Source organism: Streptomyces sp. NPDC005566, assembly GCF_040605575.1.
In the GTDB taxonomy this organism is placed as follows: Bacteria; Actinomycetota; Actinomycetes; order Streptomycetales; family Streptomycetaceae; genus Streptomyces.
Genome location: NZ_JBEXDB010000032.1, coordinates 1 through 19,634, shown reverse-complemented (window position 1 = coordinate 19,634; position 19,634 = coordinate 1). Strand labels below are relative to the sequence as shown.

The 19,634-nt window shown below is 70.5% G+C and carries 10 protein-coding genes; all 10 read left to right on the top strand.

From position 1 onward, the window contains the following. Nucleotide 1: 1 nt before the first annotated feature. Complete coding sequence (locus ABZS61_RS33100) at nt 2-1,399, top strand: condensation domain-containing protein (RefSeq protein WP_356429663.1); 1,398 nt, start codon at nt 2-4, stop codon at nt 1,397-1,399. Continuing rightward, a complete protein-coding gene (gene sbnA, locus ABZS61_RS33095; RefSeq protein ID WP_356429660.1) occupies nt 1,396-2,409 on the top strand; it encodes a 2,3-diaminopropionate biosynthesis protein SbnA in 1,014 nt (337 codons plus the stop codon). The genes ABZS61_RS33100 and sbnA overlap by 4 nt, the downstream gene beginning before the upstream one ends. Continuing rightward, nucleotides 2,403-3,404, top strand: coding sequence for a 2,3-diaminopropionate biosynthesis protein SbnB (sbnB, locus tag ABZS61_RS33090; protein ID WP_356429657.1), 1,002 nt, complete (start codon nt 2,403-2,405; stop codon nt 3,402-3,404). The genes sbnA and sbnB overlap by 7 nt, the downstream gene beginning before the upstream one ends. 65 nt (nt 3,405-3,469) lie before the next feature. Continuing rightward, nucleotides 3,470-8,338: an amino acid adenylation domain-containing protein gene (locus ABZS61_RS33085; protein ID WP_356429653.1), complete on the top strand. Its 4,869-nt coding sequence runs from the start codon at nt 3,470-3,472 to the stop codon at nt 8,336-8,338. Between the two features lie 25 nt (nt 8,339-8,363). Then, nucleotides 8,364-9,281, top strand: coding sequence for an ornithine carbamoyltransferase (locus ABZS61_RS33080; protein ID WP_356429650.1), 918 nt, complete (start codon nt 8,364-8,366; stop codon nt 9,279-9,281). Next, nucleotides 9,278-10,636, top strand: coding sequence for an MFS transporter (locus ABZS61_RS33075; RefSeq protein ID WP_356429647.1), 1,359 nt, complete (start codon nt 9,278-9,280; stop codon nt 10,634-10,636). Before ABZS61_RS33080 ends, ABZS61_RS33075 begins: the two co-directional genes overlap by 4 nt. Next, a complete protein-coding gene (locus ABZS61_RS33070) occupies nt 10,629-11,408 on the top strand; it encodes an ABC transporter ATP-binding protein (RefSeq protein WP_356429645.1) in 780 nt (259 codons plus the stop codon). The genes ABZS61_RS33075 and ABZS61_RS33070 overlap by 8 nt, the downstream gene beginning before the upstream one ends. Beyond that, the gene (locus tag ABZS61_RS33065) at nt 11,405-13,894 is read left to right on the top strand and encodes an ABC transporter permease (protein ID WP_356429642.1); all 2,490 of its coding nucleotides are present in this window, start codon (nt 11,405-11,407) and stop codon (nt 13,892-13,894) included. Before ABZS61_RS33070 ends, ABZS61_RS33065 begins: the two co-directional genes overlap by 4 nt. A 219-nt stretch (nt 13,895-14,113) precedes the next feature. Next, nucleotides 14,114-14,329 carry an MbtH family NRPS accessory protein gene (locus ABZS61_RS33060; protein WP_274553081.1) on the top strand — a complete coding sequence of 72 codons (216 nt, stop codon included), beginning with the start codon at nt 14,114-14,116 and terminating at the stop codon, nt 14,327-14,329. 86 nt (nt 14,330-14,415) lie between these two features. Then, nucleotides 14,416-19,634 (top strand): amino acid adenylation domain-containing protein (locus tag ABZS61_RS33055; RefSeq protein ID WP_356429639.1); only part of this gene is annotated, 5,219 nt, incomplete at its 3' end.

Here is a 19,634-nt window from a genome sequence, read left to right as displayed (position 1 = left end):
CATGGGCCACACGGACCCCATAGGCGGGGCGATGCCCCTGTCGGTGGGCCAGGAGGGGCTATGGCTGCTCCACAAACTGGCCCCCGACAGCGCGACCTACAACCTCGCGGGTGGTGTCCGGATGGAGCCCGCGCCGGACCCGGAGGTCCTGGCGCGGGCGGCCCGGGCGCTCACCGAACGGCACCCGATGCTGCGTTCGGTGTACGTCGAGGCCGACGGCGGTCCCCGCCGGCTGGTGAGGAACCCCGGCGACATCGGCGAACTCGTCGTGCGTGACGTACCGGACGCGGACGACGCCGAGCTCGACCGGCTCGTCGCGGCGGAGGCGGGCACCCCCTTCCGGCTCTCGGAGGAGGGACCGTTCCGGGTGGTGCTGTGGCGTCGCCGTAGCGACGCCGTGCTGCTGGCGCTCACCCACCACATCGCGACCGACGCCATCTCCCAGTGGATGCTGTGGCGCGACCTGCTGGCCGCGTACGAGGCGTTCGCCGGGGGCGAGGAGCCCGGCTGGGCGCCCGTCGCCGTCGACTACGACCACTTCGTCGAGAGCGAGCGGGCCCTGCTCGAATCCTCCCGCGGTCAGCGGCAGGCGGAGTTCTGGCAGGAGCAGGTCGAAGGTTCCGCACCCGCGGAGCTGCTGACCGACAAGCCCCGGCCGGCCGTCGCGTCGTTCACCGGCGCCAGTCTCGTGCGCCGGCTGCCCGACGAGCTCGCGGAGCGGCTCAAGCGCGCCGCAGCCGAACAGGAGATCTCGCAGTTCGCCCTGGCGCTCGGCTCCCTGCAGGCCCTGCTGAACCGCTGGACGGGACAGACCGACTTCCTCATCGCCTGCCCGGCCTCCGTGCGCCGCTCGGCCGCCAAGGACGTCGTCGGCTACTACGTCAACCCGGTCCTCATCAGGGCCGTGTTCGACAGGAACACCCCGCTGGGCGAGGTGACGGCAGCGGCCAACGACCGCCTCAGGCAGGCGACCGCGCGGGCCACGTACCCGTTCCCGCTGGTCGCACAGGCCGCGGCGGCTTCCGGGCCGCTGTTCCGGATCTCGATGACCATGGTCACCACGGACCGCTTCGGTTCCGAACTGGCCGGTGCGGTCGCCGGCGTACCCCTCGACGTGGCAGGTCTGACCACCACGTACCTGGAGATCCCGCACCTCGAGGGCCAGTGCGACATCACCTTCGAAGTCACCCGTGACGCGCAGGGGCTCACCATCGCCCTGCGCTACGACACCGCGCTCTTCGAACGGGAGACAGTGGAGCGGCTGTTCGACCAGCTCATCCGCTTCATGACCGCCGCCGGGGACCACCCGGAACGCCCGGTCTCCCGGATCCCGCTGACGGACGCCGCCCAGAAGCGTTCCCTGCTCGCCCTGGGCAGCAACACCGGCGACGGATCATGAAGCAACCCGTGCTCCGCGGCATTCTCGACGGTGTGGGCAACACGCACCTCGTCGAACTCGGCGGACTGCTGCCCCGCTTCGGCTCCCGCGTCTTCGCGAAACTGGAGGCGTTCAACCCCGGCGGCAGCGTCAAGGACAGGTCGGCGCTGTCCATGCTGCTCGGCAGGATCCGCAGCGGGGAACTGGTACCGGGCAGGTCCACGGTCGTGGAGTCGAGCTCCGGGAACCTGGCGATCGGCATCGCACAGATCTGCCGGTACTTCGGGATCGACTTCATCTGCGTCGTGGACCCCAAGACCACGCAGCAGAACCTGGCGATCCTGCGCGCCTACCGGGTCACGGTCGAGATGGTGACCGAGGTCGACCCGGACACCCGCGCCTACCTGCCCGTGCGCCTGGCGCGCGTACGCGAACTGGTGGCCGCGACACCCGGCGCGTACTGGCCCAACCAGTACGCCAACCCGCTCAACCCCCGGGCCCATGTGCAGACCATGCGGGAGATCGCCGAAGCACTGGACGACCGGGTGGACTACCTGTTCTGTTCGACCGGAACCGGCGGCACCATGACCGGCTGCGCCCAGTACATCCGCGAGCGCGGACTCCCCACCACGCTGGTGGGGGTCGACGCGATGGGCAGCGTGCTGTTCGGCGGGCCTTCGGGCCCGCGGCTGCTTCCCGGACACGGGGCCGCGATCAAGCCCCCGCTGTTCGACCCGACGCTGGCCGACGAGGTCGTGCTCGTCAACGACCTCGAGTGCGTCGTCGCCTGCCGGACCCTGACGCACCGTGAGGCGATCCTCGCGGGCGGCTCGTCGGGAGCGGTGACCGCCGCACTCGGGAAGATGGCCGACCGCATTCCGGCCGGCAGCAACTGCGTGATGATCTTCCCCGACCGCGGCGACCGCTATCTCGACACCATCTACTCCGACGACTGGGTGCGCGCCCACTTCGGAGAGGTCTCACACCTGTGGAACGAACCCGAACACACATTGGCGGTGGGCGCATGCTGATCATCAAGCACGGTGAAGTGGCCGGGCTGCTGGCCGGACGCGAGAAGGAGGTCATCGACCTCGTCGCCGAGGCGTACAAGCGCCACGACGAGGGCCGCACGGTCCTCCCGCACTCCGTCTTCCTGCGTTTCCCCGACCGTCCGAGGGACCGGATCATCGGCCTCCCCGGCTACCTCGGCGGCGCCGGCGAAGTAGCCGGAATGAAGTGGATCTCCTCCTTCCCCGGCAACGTCGCCGCCGGGCTGCAGCGGGCCAGCGCCGCCGTCCTGCTGAACTCGCTGGAGACCGGACACCCCGAGGCCCTCATCGAGGGCTCCCTGATCTCGGCCCAGCGCACCGCGGCCTCGGCCGCGCTCGGCGCGCGGATGCTCCTCGGCGACCGCAGGCCCTCCGGAATCACGCTCATCGGCACCGGTGTCATCAACCGGGAGGTGCTGCGCTTCCTGGCCGCCGAGCGACCCGAACTCGACTCCCTCGCCGTCCACGACACGGACATGGAGCGGGCCAAGCGCTTCACCGCGGACCACGCCAGGCTGCTGCCGGGCGCGAAGATCCGCCACTGCGCCACGCTCGACGAGGCGCTGGCAGCCCACGACATGGTGTCCTTCGCGACGACGTCGGCCTCGCCGTACACCGGCCTGGACGCCTGCCCGCCCGGGACCGTCGTGCTCCACATCTCGCTGCGCGACCTCACCGTGCCCGCCGTACTGGGCGCGCACAACATCGTCGACGACCCCGACCACGTATGCCGTGAGCAGACCTCACCGCACCTCGCGGAGCAGCACACCGGCGGGCGCGACTTCGTCGACGCCTCCATCGGCGCACTGCTGCGCGGCACCGCCCGGCTGGAACCGGAAGCCGGAAAGCCGCTCGTGTACTCCCCGTTCGGCCTCGGCGTCCTGGACCTGGCGCTGGCCGGATTCGTCCGGGACGAGGCACGAAGGGGCGGCATCGGCACCCGTATCGACGGGTTCGTTCCCGCGCCGACGCCCTAGGAAGGCTCCCGGACCCGGGTCACCGCCACTGAACGCTGCAACTGATCAACACCTCTGGAGAAGAGATGTCTGTCCCGCTGCACGAACTGATCGCCCAGCAGACCGTCCGTACCCCCCACGCCATCGCGGTCGACGACGCACAAGGGTCGATGACGTACGCGCAGCTGGACCGCCGCGCGAACGGAATCGCGCGGCTGCTGCGCGGGCGCGGTGTCCTCCCCGAGTCGAGGGTGGCCGTCTGCCTGCCGCGCGGGCGTGAGCTCGTCGCGGCGCTCCTGGGCGTCTGGAAGGCCGGCGCGGCCTACGTGCCGCTGGACGCCGGCCACCCGGCCGAGCGCATCGCCTGGATGGTCGCGGACAGCGGCGCGCGGACGGTCCTGACCGTCGGCGCGTCGGCCGGGGCTCTGGACGGTGTCGTACCCGACGGTGTCGTGCTCCTGGACGCGGCCGGCGGCGAGGCCGACGCCGAACCGGTCGGAACGAGCCCGCAGCACGCCGCGTACATCACGTACACCTCGGGCTCGACGGGCCGCCCCAAGGGCGTGCTCGTCGAGCACGGCGGGATCGCCAACCGGGTGTCGTGGTCGGTCGACCGCCAGGAACTCACCCCGAACGACCGGGTGTTGCAGAAGACCGTCCTCACGTTCGACGCGGCGGCCCTGGAGCTCTTCGCGCCGCTGGTCGCGGGCGGCACCGTCGTGATGGCCCCCGAGGGTGCCGAATCCGACCCCGCACTCCTCGTACGGACGGTGGCCGACCGGCACATCACCGTCCTGCAGGGCGTGCCCTCCGTGCTGCGACTGCTCGCCGAGGAGCCCGCCTGGTCCGAGTGCACCGGGCTGCGGCTCGTCCTGTCCGCGGGTGAGGCACTCGACGCCGAACTGTGCCGCAGGCTCGGCGAACCCACCGGCGCCAAGGTGTGGAACACCTACGGCCCCACGGAGTGCTCCATCGACGTCACGGGCCAGGAGTTCGACCCGGAGCTGCACACCGAGGCCGTGCCGATCGGCCGGCCGGTCGACAACATGCGCGTGTACGTCCTCGACGAGGAGCTCGACCCGGTCCCGATCGGTGTCGTCGGCGAGCTGTACGCCGGAGGCATCGGCGTGGCACGCGGCTACGTCGGCAACGCGGCACAGACCGCGGACAGGTTCGTACCGGACCCGCACGGCCCGGCAGGCAGCCGCATGTACCGCACCGGCGACCTCGCGCGCTGGCGCTCCGACGGCGCACTCGCCTACCTCGGCCGGGTGGACCACCAGGTCAAGGTGAACGGCGTCCGCATCGAGCCCGCCGAGGTGGAGGTCGCGCTCAACGCGCACCCCGACATCCGGGGCGCCGTGGTCGGCGCGTACACCGTCGGCGGCGGAAAGCGGCTCGTCGCCCATCTGGTGACCGCCCGCCGCATACCCCGGGACGAACTGCGCAGCTTCCTGCGCAAACGGCTCCCCGAGCCGATGGTCCCCGCCCTGTTCGTACCCGTGGACGCCTTCCCGCTGACCGGTAACGGCAAGATCGACCGCAAGGCCCTGCCCGACCCCGAGCAGCCCGGTACGCGGACCGCGGGTGAGGGACCCGAGTACACCGCGCCCCGCACCGTCGCCGAACGCCTCGTGGCCGAGGTGTGGGAGCAGCTGCTCCAGGTGGAACGGATCGGTGTGCACGACGACTTCTTCGCCCTCGGCGGCTCCTCACTCGTCCTGACCCGGCTGGCCGACGCCCTGGGCAGGGCATCCGGAGACAGCATCCAGCTGCGCGGGCTCTTCGCGGCCTCCACCGTCGAGGCCCAGGCCAAGCTCCTGGAGGAGGCGCGGCCCGCCGTACCCGAGGTGGTACCGGTGGGACGCGACACCCCCCTGCCGCTCTCCTTCGGACAGCACCGGCTGTGGTTCCTGGACCGCATGCACCCGGGCAGCGCCGAATGGGTGGCGCCGCTGTTCCTCCGGCTGCCCGCCGGCACGGCCGCCGACACGGTGCAGTCCGCGCTGGACACGCTGGAGACCCGCCACGAGTCCCTGCGCACCCGGTACGTCCTGGAGGGCGAGGAGCCCCGCCAGGTGGTGGTCGGGCCCCAGCCGGTCGAGCTGCGCGTGGTGGACGCGAGCGAGGCAGAGCTCGAAGGGCTGTTCGGGGAGCAGTTCGCCCGGGGCTTCGACCTGAGCGACGGGCCGCTGTGGCGGGCTCTGCTGGTACGGGTTCCCGTCGGCGGCCCCGTCCTGCTGGTGACGACCCATCACATCGCCAGTGACGGCTGGTCGACGGTGCTCATGGACGGGGAGATCCGCGAACTGTGTGCCGCCGCCTCCGAAGGCCGGACACCGGAACTCGCCGACCTCCCGGTGCAGTACGCGGACTACGCGGCCTGGCAGGCCGCCCGGTCCGACGACACGGTCCTGGACCGCGAACTCGACTACTGGAAGAACGCGCTGCGCGGCATGCCCGAGCTGCAGCTGCACACGGACCGGCTGCGCCCGGCCCGGCGCGACGGGCGGGGCGAGGGCGTGCGCTTCTCGGTGCCGGCCGGTCTCGCCGACGCTCTCAGCGGCATCGGGCGGAGGCACGGCGCGACCCAGTACGCGACCCTGCTGGCCGTCTTCGCGGCACTGCTCTCGCGGCACAGCGGACAGGACGACTTCGGCATCGGGAGCCCGGTCACCGGGCGCCTCAGGCCCGAGACCCAGGGCACGGTCGGCTTCTTCCTCAACTCGCTCGTCATGCGCTGCGACCTGACCGGCGACCCGACCTTCGGTGAGCTGCTGGGACGTACGAAGAACATGGCCATGACCGGCTTCGCGCACCAGGAGCTGCCGTTCGAGCGGCTGGTGGACGAGCTGCAGCCGGTCCGCGACCTGTCCCGTACCCCGCTCTACCAGGTCGCCTTCGACCTCCAGGACGAAGGCGCCACAGCGGTGGCCGCCGACGGGGTGCTGATGGACGCCTTCCAGGGCGCCTGGCGGGTGGCCAAGACCGACCTGACGATGTTCGTGTGGCGCCAGGCCGACGGCTCGCTGAACGGTGCACTGGAGTACGCGACCTCGCTGTTCGACCGGCCCACCGTGGAGCGCATGGCCGACCACTTCGTGAGACTGGTCGAGGGCGTGGTGGCGGCGCCCGAGGCGGCTCTGTCCGCCATCGACATCACCTCGGTGCACGAGCACCGGCTCCTGCGGGTCTGGAACGACTCGGCGGTGGTGGTGCCGGAGGTGTCGGTGCCGGAGCTGGTGGCGCGTCGGGTGGTGGAGTCGCCGGGTGCGGTGGCTGTGGAGGCTGGTGGTCGGTCGTTGTCGTTCGCTGAGTTGGATGTGCGGGCGAATCGGTTGGCGCATCGTCTTCGTGCGGTGGGTGTGGGTGCGGAGTCGACGGTTGCGGTGCTGTTGGATCGGTCGGTTGATCTGGTGGTGTCGTTGCTGGCGGTGTGGCGTGCGGGTGGTGGGTTCGTTCCGATGGATCCGGTGTTGCCGGCGGGTCGTATCGCGGGGATGGTCGAGGACGCGCGGGTGACGGTGGCGTTGACGTCGGCTCGGTATGTGGATCGTTTCCCGGGTGTGGAGACGGTGCTGGCCGATGGTGATGTGTCGTCGTTCCCTGAGTCGGTTCCTTCGGGTGTGCTGGACTTGGATTCGGTGGCGTACACGGTGTTCACGTCGGGTTCGACGGGGCGGCCGAAGGGTGTGCAGGTTTCGCATCGCAGTCTGGTGAACCATGTGGACTGGGCGGTGCGGGAGTTGGTGGCATCGGGTTCGGGTGGTGCGCCGGTGTTCTCGTCGGTGGCGTTCGACCTGGTGGTGCCGAATGTGTGGGCGCCCTTGGCGGCGGGTCAGCGTGCGTGGCTGTGGGACGGTGAGCTGACGGAGCTGGGCGAGAGCCTGGTGGCGGCGGGTCCGTTCTCCTTCATGAAGCTGACACCCGGCCATTTGGAAGTGTTGTCGGGTCAGTTGTCGGACGCGCAGATCGTGGCGTTGACGTCGCGTGTGGTGGTCGCCGGTGAGGCGTTGCCGGGTGCTCTGGTGGAGCGGTGGCGGGTGCTGCTGGGTGAGGGCCGTGTTCTGAATGAGTACGGTCCGACCGAGGCGACCGTGGGTACGTGTGTGTTCCCGTTGGTGGAGGCGTTCGAGGGTGTGGTGCCGATCGGGCGTCCGCTGCCGAACATGATCATGCGGGTGTTGGACGCGGGTCTGCAGCCGGTTCCGGTGGGTGCGGTGGGTGAGCTGTTCGTCGGTGGTACGGGTGTGGCGCGGGGTTATGCGTTCCGTCCGGGTGCGACGGCGGAGCGGTTCGTGCCTGATCCGTTCGGGCCGGCCGGTGCGCGGTTGTACCGGTCGGGTGACCTGGTGCGGTGGCGCAGTGATGGTGCGGTCGAGTTCCTGGGTCGTATCGATGACCAGGTGAAGGTGCGCGGGTATCGCATCGAGCTCGGTGAGATCCGTGCCGCGTTGGTTGCTCATCCGCAGGTCACCGACGCCACTGTGGTGGTCTCGGAGGACCAGCGGCTCATCGCCTATGTCGTCGGCAGCACCGAAGACCTGTCGGCCTGGCTGGCCGGCTCGCTGCCGGAGTACATGGTCCCTTCCGTCTTCATCGGGCTCGACGCCCTTCCGCTGACGGCCAACGGCAAGATCGACCGACGCGCCCTCCCCGACCCGGAGGCCACGGCCGCAGACGCGTTCATCGCTCCCGGTACACCCACCGAGGAACGCGTCGCCGTCATCTGGCGCGACCTGCTGGGCAAGGAAGCAAGCACCCAGGACAGCTTCTTCGACCTGGGCGGCCACTCCATCCTCGCCGTCCGGCTGGTCTCGCGCCTGCAGAACGAGTTCGACCTCGACCTGCCGATGCGCGTCGCCTTCGAGAGCCCGACGATCGCGCAGCTCGCCGTGGAGATCGAGAACCGTATCCGGGCCGAGATCGACGCCGTACTCACCGAGTCCCACTGATTCCGTCGAGACGAAGGACGTGACCATGCGACACCTCATCTCCATCAGCGACCTGACCGACGACGACCTGCGGGGCCTGGTCGAGCGGGGGGCGGAATTCGCCGCCGGGGCCAGGGCGAAGTCCCTGGAGGACGCGATCGTCGGCATCTACTTCCGGCGGACGTCCACCCGTACCCGTACCGCGTTCACCAGTGGTGCCCTGCGGCTCGGGGCGAAGGCGGTGACCTTCGGCCCCGACGACCTGCAGCTGAACACGGGGGAGACCACCGAGGACACCGGCCGGGTGCTCTCCGGCATGCTGGACCTGCTGGTGGCGCGTACCGCGGACGCCACCGAGGAGCTGCGGACCTGGGCTGCCGGCGGGCAGATGTCCGTCATCAACGCGATGAGCGCCGAGGAGCACCCCACCCAAGGGCTCACCGATCTCACCACGCTGCAGCACCACTTCGGCCGCGTCGAGGGACTGCGGGTCCTGTACGTCGGCGAGGGCAACAACAGCGCCGCGGCCCTGGCCCTCGCCCTGACCCGGTTCCCCGGGACGGAGCTCGAGCTGCGGACGCCGCCCGGCTACGGGCTGGCGCCGGAGATTCTCGCCACCGCCACCGAACAGGCGGCGCGCAGCGGGTCGAAGGTGTCCGAGCAGCACGACATGGACGCCCGGCCCTCGGGGCTCGACGCCGTCTACACCACGCGCTGGCAGACCACCGGAACCAGCAAGCCGACCGCCGACTGGCGGGAGGTCTTCGCACCGTTCCAGGTGACCCGCGAGCTGTGGGAGGAGAGCCCGCACGCCGCTTTCCTGCACGACCTTCCCGCCCACCGCGGCCAGGAGGTCACCGCCGAGGTGCTGGACGGGCCGGCGAGCATCGCCTTCACCCAGGCCACGCACAAGCTGCACAGCGCGATGGCTGTCCTGGAATGGTGCTGGGCGAAACGGCCATGAGCGACGAGGGGGGGTATCGCGTACGCCGAAGAAGCAAGCACGCACTGCCGACGCTGCGCAGCTACCGCGACTTCCGGCTGCTGTGGACCGGCTCCGCCATGTCCGTCATGGCGGAGCGCTGCTCGGGCATGGCGTTCACGCTGCTCGTGCTGTGGGACACCGGATCGGAGAGCGCGGCCGGACTCGTGGGCTTCGCGGGGCTGTTGCCGGCGCTGCTGGTCCAGCTGCCGGCCGGTGTCATGGTGGACCGGCTGAACCGTCGACGGGTGATGATGACGTGCGTCATCGTGCGCATGGTCGCGGTCGCCACGGTGGCCGTATCGCTGCTGGGGGACACCGTCCGGGTCTGGCACATCGCGACGGTGGCGTTCATCCAGAGCAGCATGACGGTGTTCTACCAGCTGTCCGAGCGGGCCATGGTCCGCGGTGTGGTGCCGCCCAGACAGCTGGGGGCGGCGATGGCGACGAACGAGGCCCGTTCACGGGGCGTCAACTTCGTCGGGCATCCGGTGAGCGGCGCCATGTTCGGTCTCTCGGCGTGGATGCCGTTCATGTCGAGCGTCGGGCTGTACCTGCTGTCCCTGATCACGCTCGTGCGGCTGCGGGGGGAGAAGGAGCCGCCCCCCAGGCCGGGCAACAAGCGCCGCAACATGCGGGCCGACATCGCGGTCGGGCTGCGGTGGGTATGGGATCGCGCCTTTTTCCGTACGGCGCTGTTGATCATCGCGGGAAGCAATCTGGTCTTCCAGGGGCTCATCCTCACCGTGGCCGTCGTGGTCAGGGAGGACGGGGGCGCCGCGGGCACCATCGGGCTGATCATGGCGTCCGGCGGTATGGGAGGGCTGTTCGGGGCACTGGTCGGCGGCTGGCTGAACAAGCGGCTGGCGATGCGTCAGATCATGATCATGGCGCATGTGACGTGGGCGCTGGTCATGCCCGCAGCGGTATTTTTCAGACAACCCGTGGCACTCGGTGTGCTCTTCTTCATAACGTCTCATATAGGAGCCGCTGTTACTGTCTCCGGCATGTCCTACCAGGTACGAATCACCCCCAACAACATGCAGGGGCGGGTCGGCAGTGTCGTCATGCTCCTGGTGTCGGGGGCGAGTTCACTCGGTGCGCTCGGTACCGGGTATCTGCTGGAGGCAGTCGGCACCCGGCACACGCTCATGGTCGTGTCGGGAGTGATGGTGGTGCTCGCCCTGGTCGCCACCGCGGTCTTCACCAGGCCGGGTGCGGCGCTCGAGGACCGGCAGGACAGCGCACCGCCCCCACAGCCCGAACCGGTTGCCATCGCGGACGGGTCGACGGCCGATCCCCTCACCACCCTGGAATTGCGGAGAATCGATGGATGACGCAGTGCGGCTCGAGTCGCTGACCAAGACCTATGGATCCGGGGACAGCGCGGTGACGGCGCTGCGCGAGATCGGTCTGTCCTTTCCCCGTGGGAGTTTCACCGCCATCATGGGCCCGTCGGGCTCCGGCAAGTCGACCCTGCTGCAGTGCGCCGCGGGACTCGACAAGCCCACATCGGGGCGGGTGTTCATCGACGGCAAGGACATCGTCGGGCTGAACGAGACCCAGCTCACCGAACTCCGCCGCGAGACGACAGGGTTCATCTTCCAGGCCTTCAACCTGCTGCCCTCACTCACGGCCGAGCAGAACGTGGCGCTGCCGATGCGGCTGGCCGGGCGCAAGCCCAAGCGCCGGACCGTGCAGCAGGCACTCGCCCAGGTGGGACTGGAGAACAAGGCGGGCAGCCGGCCGAGCCAGCTCTCCGGCGGCCAGCAGCAGCGTGTCGCCATCGCCCGTGCGCTGGTCGCCCGGCCGGCCGTACTCTTCGCCGACGAGCCCACCGGCGCTCTCGACCTCACCACGGGACGCGAACTGCTCGACACCTTGAGGCAGCTGGCCGGTGCGCCGGTGCAGGATCCCGGCGTCGTGCCCGCCCCCGGTCACGGCGAGCGGGTGACGACGACGATCGTGATGGTCACCCACGACCCGAACGTGGCCGCGTACGCGGACAGAGTGCTGTTCCTCGCCGACGGAAGCCTGGTCGGCGAGCTGCGCTCGCCCACCGCCGAAGCGGTCGCCGCGCGGATGACGGACCTGGCGGTGTCGCGGTGATCAGGGTTGCTTTCCAGACCCTGCGGGCACGGTGGGTGTCGTTCCTCGGCACCGTCGTGGCGCTGGTGCTCGGAGTCGCGCAGGTCGCGGCCATGGGCGTACTCATCATGACGATGCTCGACCTGCCGGACCGGCCGGTGGAACGGTTCGCCGAGGCGCCCGCCGTGGTGCAGGCGTCCGACCCGGACTGGGACCCGGCCCATCACGACCTCGGGATCCGGTCGCTCGCGGCCGCCCAGGGAATCTCGGCCGAACTGAGCGAGAAGGTCGCCGCCACCGGCGAGACCGTGGTCGACCGCGCCTTCTACGCCCAGGTCGAAGGCGGCCCCGCGGACCAGGTGGGCCACCCCTGGCCGGTGGCGCGGTTCGGCGGCTACGACCTGGCCGACGGCAAGGAGCCGACCGGCGCCAAGGACGTCGTGGTCCCGGCCGACCAGGCCCGTACCGGCGACAAGGTGACGGTCCTGACCGCCTCCGGTGTCGAGCAGTACACCGTCAGCGGCACGGTCTCCCCGGTCGGCTGGGAGGACGCCGTCTTCTTCACCGAGGCGGAGGCCGCCCGGCTCTCCCCGCGCATCGAGTCCCTGGTGGCGCTCGGCCCGGTCGCCGACGTGCGGGCCGCCGTCGGCGACAGTGCCGCGGTGCTCACCGGCCAGGACCGGCACAAGGCCGACGCCAGCGAGGCGGCCGACCGCGAGACGCTCGACAACACCATCACGCTGGTACCGGTGATGGCCAGCGTGGCCGGCACCACCGCGATCTTCGTGGTGGCCTCCACCTTCGCCTTCGCGGTGGTCCAGCGCCGCCGGGAGGTCGCACTGTTGCGTACCGTCGGCGCCACCCCCAAGCAGGTGCGCAAGATGGTCCGCAACGAGGCGCTGCTCGTCGGCATCGTCGCCTCCGCCGTCGGCACGGTCCTCGGGCTGTTCGGCGCGCAGCTCCTCGCCGACATGCTCATCGCGATGGACATCTCGCCCGAGTGGTTCACGGTGGAGCCCTCGCTGCACTGGACGGTTCTGGCGCCGCTCGCCGCGGCCTTCCTGGTCGGCCTCCTGGTGGCGGTCGGCGGTGCGGCGGCCGCGGCTCGCCGGGCCGGCAGCATCCGTCCCATCGAGGCGCTGCGCGAAGCCTCGGTCGATGACACGGGGGTGACGCCCGGCAGGGCGCTGCTCGGTGTCATCGCCCTGGTGGGCGGTGTCGGGTGGACGGCGTGGATCGCCGTCGCGTCCCCGACGAGCGTCCTCTCGCCCACGGTCTACGTCGTGTCGCTGATGGTGCCTGTACTGGCCGCAGCGGTGCTCGCACCGCTGGTCGTCGGACCGCTCACCAAGCTGCTGATGCTGCCCTTCCGGGGCTCGTCGGGGCCCACCGCGATGCTGGTGCGCGAGAGCGCGCTGACGTCACGGCGGCGTACCGCTGCCACCGCGGCTCCCGTCCTGCTCACCGTCGGGCTGGCCTTCTCGCTGCTCGCCGCCACCGACTCACTCGGTGCCGCACGTGACAACGGCCTGCAGAACCGGGTCAGTTCGCAGTACGCCCTCGCACCCGACGGAACCCCGGGCATCAGCCCGCAGGTGATCGAGCGCGTCGCGGCGATCGACGGTGTCCACATCGCCGCGCCGATCCTCACCACCGTCTACACCAAGGACGAGAACCGGTACGAGGAGAACGACGGCCTCGTCGTCGATCCCGTCGCGCTGAAGAAGACGATGGACCTGAAGATCATCGAAGGGTCCTTGGACGACCTCGACGACAACAGCACGGCCGTGGCCGATCTGTGGGGCATGGACGTCGGCTCCAAGCTGGCCGTGGAGATGCCCGACGGCGAGCGTGTCGATCTGAAGGTCGTGGCGACGTACAAGGCGCTGCGGGGCGAGGACGTGGCGTACCTGCCGCAGCGCTTCGCCCCGTCGGCCGTCTACGCCCGGGACGGACTGGCCCGGCGTGCCTACGTCTCGCTGGACTCCGGTGCCGATCACGCCGCGATCACCGCACAGATCCGCAAGGCGGTGGCCGGCGGCGGAGCCGAGTTCATGACGAGGGACCAATTGGTCGCCTCCGAGAGCGCGTACGCACGTCATCTCACGGAGGTGCGGCAGCGCTCCACCGCGGTGATCATCATGATCTTCTGCTTCATCGCGATCCTCAACACGCTCCTCATGGCGACGGCCGACCGGCGCCGCGACCTGGCGGTGCTGCGCATGGCAGGGGCCACGCCGAAACAGGTCGTCCGGTTCTTCGTCGCCGAGTCCCTGCTGGTCTCCGCCATCGGGGTGGCCCTGGCACTCGCGGCCACCGCGGTCAACCTGGCCGGCCTGTGGGGTGCGCTGCTCCAGCTGTTCGGTACGACACCGATCGTCGTGCCGTACGTGATCGTCATCGCCGTCGCCGTCGTGTCCACGCTCCTCGCCGTGACCGGCACGGTGCTGCCCGTCGGCGCGGCACTGCGGGCGCGGACCGTCCAGTTCCTCGGCTCGCGCGAGTAGCCCGGCCACGCCCCCAAGGGCTGCCCGACAGCCTTCCGGCACCAGGGCGCCCCCCACCCGCAGCACCCCGAGACCCACGCGGTCCGGTCCCGCCTCCCCCGACGGGACCGGGCCGCGTGCTGCGTTGTGGCCGTGTGTGTACGGATGCGTTCAGTAGAGGGCCGATATAGGCGGGCGTCCGAAGCTGAGTGCGAATCCGACCACCGAAGGGAAACCGACATGGCTGACGAGCAGACCGACAACCGCGTCTACCGGGTCGTCCTGAACGACGAGGAGCAGTACTCGATCTGGGACGCGGACCGGGAGCTGCCGGCCGGCTGGCACACCGAGGGCACCGAGGGTGCCCGGCAGGTCTGCCTCGACCGCATCGAAGAGGTCTGGACGGACATGCGGCCCGCGAGCCTGCGCCGCCGCATGGAGACATCCGGCGCCTGAGCAGGAACCGCCGGCAGGACCGGCGGCAGCACCACGCAGGACACCCAGTGAGACGTACGGAACGAAGGTCGGGAGGGGCGCTCAGCATGAGTACTGGCGAAGTTCGCACGGGCGGACAGGCCGAGGAGAGGCGCGAGGAACTGGTGCGCGCCCGACTCGCCGGAGGCCGCAGCGGCCGGCGTGCCGCAGTGGTGCCGGTCGAGCGGGGCGGCCCGCTGGCGCTCTCCCACGGCCAGCAGCAGATGTGGTTCCTGAGCAGGCTCGACCCGGACAGCTGGGAGTACAGCGTCCCGGTCGCCCTGCGACTGCACGGGCCGCTCGACACCTCGGTGCTGCGCCGCAGCTTCGAGGAACTCGTGGCGCGGCACGAGATCCTGCGCACCCGGTACCGCCTCGAAGGTGCCGAGCCGGTCCAGCTGATCGACCCTCCCGCCCCGTTCGGCCTCCCGGTCGACGACCTCACGGGCACGGCCGACATCGCCGAGCGTGAACAGCGCGCCCTCGCACTGGCCGAGGCGGAGCCCGGGCGTCCCTTCGACCTGGAGAACGGTTCGCCGCTGCGGGCCCGGCTCATCCGGATCGCCGACGACCACCACCTGCTGGTCGTGGTCTTCCACCACGTCGCCTGCGACGAGTGGTCCGTCGGCCTGTTCATGTCCGAACTCTCCGACGTGTACGGGGCGTTCGCCGAGGGCAAGCCGTCCCCGCTGGCGCCGATGGCCGTCCAGTACGCCGACTACGCGGCCTGGCAGCACACCCGCCTCGCCGGTGACGCCCTGACCAAGCAGCTCGACCACTGGCGTGGTCAGCTGGCCGGCAGCACCCCGCTCGAGGTGCCCACCGACCGGCGACGCCCGGCCTCCCGCAGCTACGACGGCGACGCGGTGCCCATCGTGATTCCGGCCCCGCTGGCGGAGAAGCTCCGCACGCTCGGCTCCGCACACGGCGCCACCCCGTTCCAGACCCTGCTCGCCGGTTACCAGGCGCTGCTCTCCCGGTACACCGGTCGCGACGACATCGCCGTCGGCACCGTCGTGTCCGGCCGGAGCCGCCCCGAACTGGAACAGCTCATCGGCTACGGCATCAACACCCTTGTCCTGCGTGGACAGTGGCAGGGCGACCCGACGTTCCGGGAGCTGCTCGTCGGCGCCCGCGAGACGGTGCTGGACGCCTTCGACAACCAGGAGTTCCCGTTCGCGCGTCTCGCGGACGAACTCGTGCCGGTGCGGGACATGTCCCGCACCCCCCTGTGCCAGGTGGCCTTCACCATGCACCGGGAACGCACCCGCGACTTCCGGCTGCCCGGCGTCGAGGCGGAGTCCCTGCACGCGACCTCGCGCGTCTCGCGCTTCGACCTCACCCTCCAGCTGAGCGAATCCGCGGACGGCAGCGTCCGGGGCGCGCTGGAGTACAGCACCGCCCTCTACGACCGGGCCACCGCCGAGCGCATGGCCCGGCACTTCGTGCGCCTGGTCGAATCGGCCGCCGCCGAACCGGACCTGCGGCTCTCCCGCCTCGACATGCTGGACGCATCCGATCTGGCCGTCCTGCTGCCCGAGCCCGCCCACTTCGAAGCGCCCGACCGCTGCATCCACGAGCTCGTCGAGGACCGGGCCGCGGCCACCCCCGACGCGATCGCCCTCGTCTTCGGCAACCAGCAGCTCAGCTACGCCGAACTCAACGCACGGGCCAACCGGCTCGCCCACCACCTGCGGGCCCACGGCGCCCGCCCCGGCGGACTCGTCGGCGTCAGCCTGGACCGCGACCTCGACCTGGTGCCGACCCTCCTCGCCGTGCTCAAGACCGGGGCCGGCTACCTGCCCCTGGACCCGGAACACCCGGCCGAGCGCATCGGCTACACGCTGGGGGACGCGGGCGCCCGCATCGTCGTCACCTCCGGTGCGCACGCCGCGCACCTGACCGGTGTCGTCGACGGCCTGCTCGTGGTGCTGGACGGCGAGGCGGAGACGGCAGCCCTGGCCGCGGCCCCGGACAGCAACCCCGAGTCCGGAGTGGTACCCGAGGACCTGATCTACACCATCTACACGTCCGGCTCCACCGGCCGCCCCAAGGGCGTCGGCCTCAGCCACACGAACGTGCTGCGCCTGCTCACCGTGACCGAGGAACACTTCGGTTTCGACGAGAACGACGTATGGACGCTCTTCCACTCCTACGCCTTCGACATGTCGGTCTGGGAGATCTGGGGCGCCCTCGCCTACGGCGGCCGCCTCGTGGTCGTCCCGCCGGACGTGGCCCGCGCCCCCGAAGACTTCCTGCGCCTCCTCACCGAGCAGCGGGTCACCGTCCTCAACCAGACCCCGTCCGCCTTCCGCAGCCTGGTCTCCCTCGCCGCCGACGGACACCGGCTGCTCGACGAACTCTCCCTGCGTGTCGTGTCGTTCGGCGGCGAACGGCTGGACATCCCGGGCCTCAAGCCCTGGGTCGCCCGCCGCAGTCTCGAACAGACCGCGCTGGCCAACCTGTACGGCATCACCGAGACCTGCGTCCACACCACGTACCACCTGCTCACCGAGTCCGACCTGGAGTCCGACACCGGGAACGCGATCGGGGTACCGCTGCGCGACCTGCAGGTCCACCTGTTCGGCCCGCACGGCGAGCAGGTGCCCGTCGGCGTGCCCGGCGAGATCCACGTCGGCGGCCCCGGTGTCGCCCGCATGTACCTCAACCGGCCGGCCCTGACCGCCGAACGCTTCGTACCCGACCCGTACGGGAAGCCCGGCTCCCGTCTCTACCGCAGCGGTGACCTGGCGAGCAGGCGGCCCGACGGCAGCCTCGACTACCTGGGCCGCATCGACCACCAGGTGAAGATCCGCGGTCACCGCATCGAACTGGGCGAGATCAAGGCCGCGCTGACCACCCACCCGCGCGTCCGGGACGCCGTCGTCGTCGCCAGGGAGGACACCCCCGGCGACCGCAGGCTCGTGGCGTACGTCGTACCCACCAGCGATGCCGTGGCCGCGCCCAGCGAACTGCGGACCCTGCTGGCCGGGTCACTCCCCGACTACATGATCCCGACGGCCTTCCTCGTCGTCGGGAAGATCCCGCTGACCGTCAACGGCAAGCTGGACCAGGCCGCACTGCCCGCCCCCGACCGCAGCGCACTCGGTGTCGAGGCCGCCCACGTCGCACCGCGCACCACGGCCGAGGAGGAGATGGTCTCCGTCTGGCGCGAGGTGCTCGGGGTCGAACAGGTCGGCGTCGAGGACAACTTCTTCGACCTGGGCGGCGACTCGCTGCGCGCCGTCGCACTCGTCGGCGCACTGCGCGACGGCGAGTACGACGTGACGGTCCGCGATGTGTTCGAGCACCGGACCCCCGCCGAACTCGTCGCGTTCATCACCGGACGCCCCGCCCCGGCCAAGGCCGAACCGGCCGTCGAGCCCTTCGCCCTGCTCGCGCAGGAAGACCTCGACCGGCTGCCGGCCGGCCTCGTCGACGCCTACCCGCTGGCGCAGGTGCAGCTCGGCATGGTCGTCGAGATGCTCGCCGACGACGGCCGCAACCACTACCACAACTCGACCTGCTTCCGGATCCTCGACGACCGGCTCTTCGACCGCGAGCTGCTCCAGCAGGCCGTGGACACGGTGCTGGCCCGGCACGAGATCCTGCGCTCATCGTTCGCGATCGAGGGCTACTCCGTACCGCTGCAGCTCGTCCACGCCCCGTCCGATGTCACCTCGCCGGTCGACGCACGCGACCTGCGGGGGCTCGACGGCGCCGCCGTCGAAGCGTCGCTGCGCGCGTTCATGGCCGAAGAGCGCACCCAGCTCTTCGACCTGACCCGGGCCCCGCTCATCCGCTTCACCGGACACGCCTGCGACGACGGCTCCTGGTGGCTGACCCTGACCGAGTGCCACGCGGTACTGGAAGGATGGAGCCACCACTCCCTGCTGATGGAACTGGCCACGACCTACCGCGCGCTGCGCGACGGAACGCCGGTCGAGGAACCCGCACCCGCCGCCGTGCGGTACGCGGACTTCGTCGCCGCCGAGCTGGTCTCCCTGGCCGGGGACGACGACCGCGACTACTGGCGGACGATCCTCGAGAACAACGCCTCCTTCGAACTGCCCGCCGGCTGGGGCGACGACCCGGAGGAGACACCGCGCGGACTGCACCGCGCCTGGGTGCCGTACCACGACCTGGACGCCGGACTGCGGACCCTGGCCAGCAAGGCGAAGGTACCGATCAAGAGCGTCCTGCACGCGGCGCACCTGAAGGTGATGAGCCAGCTCACGCCGGAGGAGTCCTTCTTCACCGCCCTCGTCACCAACGCCAGGCCGGAGGCCGTGGGCGCCGAGCGGGTGTACGGGGTCTACCTGAACCCGCTGCCCTTCGCCTTCACCCGTGGCGCCGAGACCTGGCGCGATCTGGTGCGCCAGGTCTTCGACCAGGAGATCGAGGTGTGGCCGCACCGCCGGTACCCGCTGGGCGTGATGCAGCGCGAGCTCAGCACGAGCGACCGGCTCGTCAACGTCCGCTTCAGCTACCAGAACTTCCGGCAGGTCGACCAGGACCTCGTCGACTACCCGGCCACGCTCGACGACAGCCCCACCGAGTTCCCGCTGGGTGTCTCCACCCGCGCCGGGTTCATGGTGATCACCGCTAACCGGCATCTCATCGGCAGGGAGGGCACGGACCGCCTCGCCGCGATGTACCGGTCGGTGCTGGAGTCGATGGCCGCGGATGTGGAGGGTGACGCGCGTCAGGTGTTCCTGCCCGGTGGTGAGCGTGAGCAGGTGCTGACCGGGTGGAACGACTCGGCGGTGGTGGTGCCGGAGGTGTCGGTGCCGGAGCTGGTGGCGCGTCGGGTGGTCGAGTCGCCGGGTGCGGTGGCTGTGGAGGCGGGTGGGCGGTCGTTGTCGTTCGCGGAGTTGGATGTGCGGGCGAATCGGTTGGCGCATCGTCTTCGTGCGGTGGGTGTGGGTGCGGAGTCGACGGTTGCGGTGCTGTTGGATCGGTCGGTTGATCTGGTGGTGTCGTTGCTGGCGGTGTGGCGTGCGGGCGGTGGGTTCGTTCCGATGGACCCGGTGTTGCCGGCGGGTCGTATCGCGGGCATGGTGGCCGACGCGCGGGTGTCGGTCGCTCTGACGTCGGGTGCGTACGCGGACCGGTTCGACGTGGATGTGGTGCGGGTCGACGACGAGGAGGGTGTGTCGTCGTTCCCGGAGTCGGCTCCGGACGTGGTTGTTGATCTGGATTCGGTGGCGTACACGGTGTTCACGTCGGGTTCGACGGGGCGGCCGAAGGGTGTGCAGGTTTCGCATCGCAGTCTGGTGAACCATGT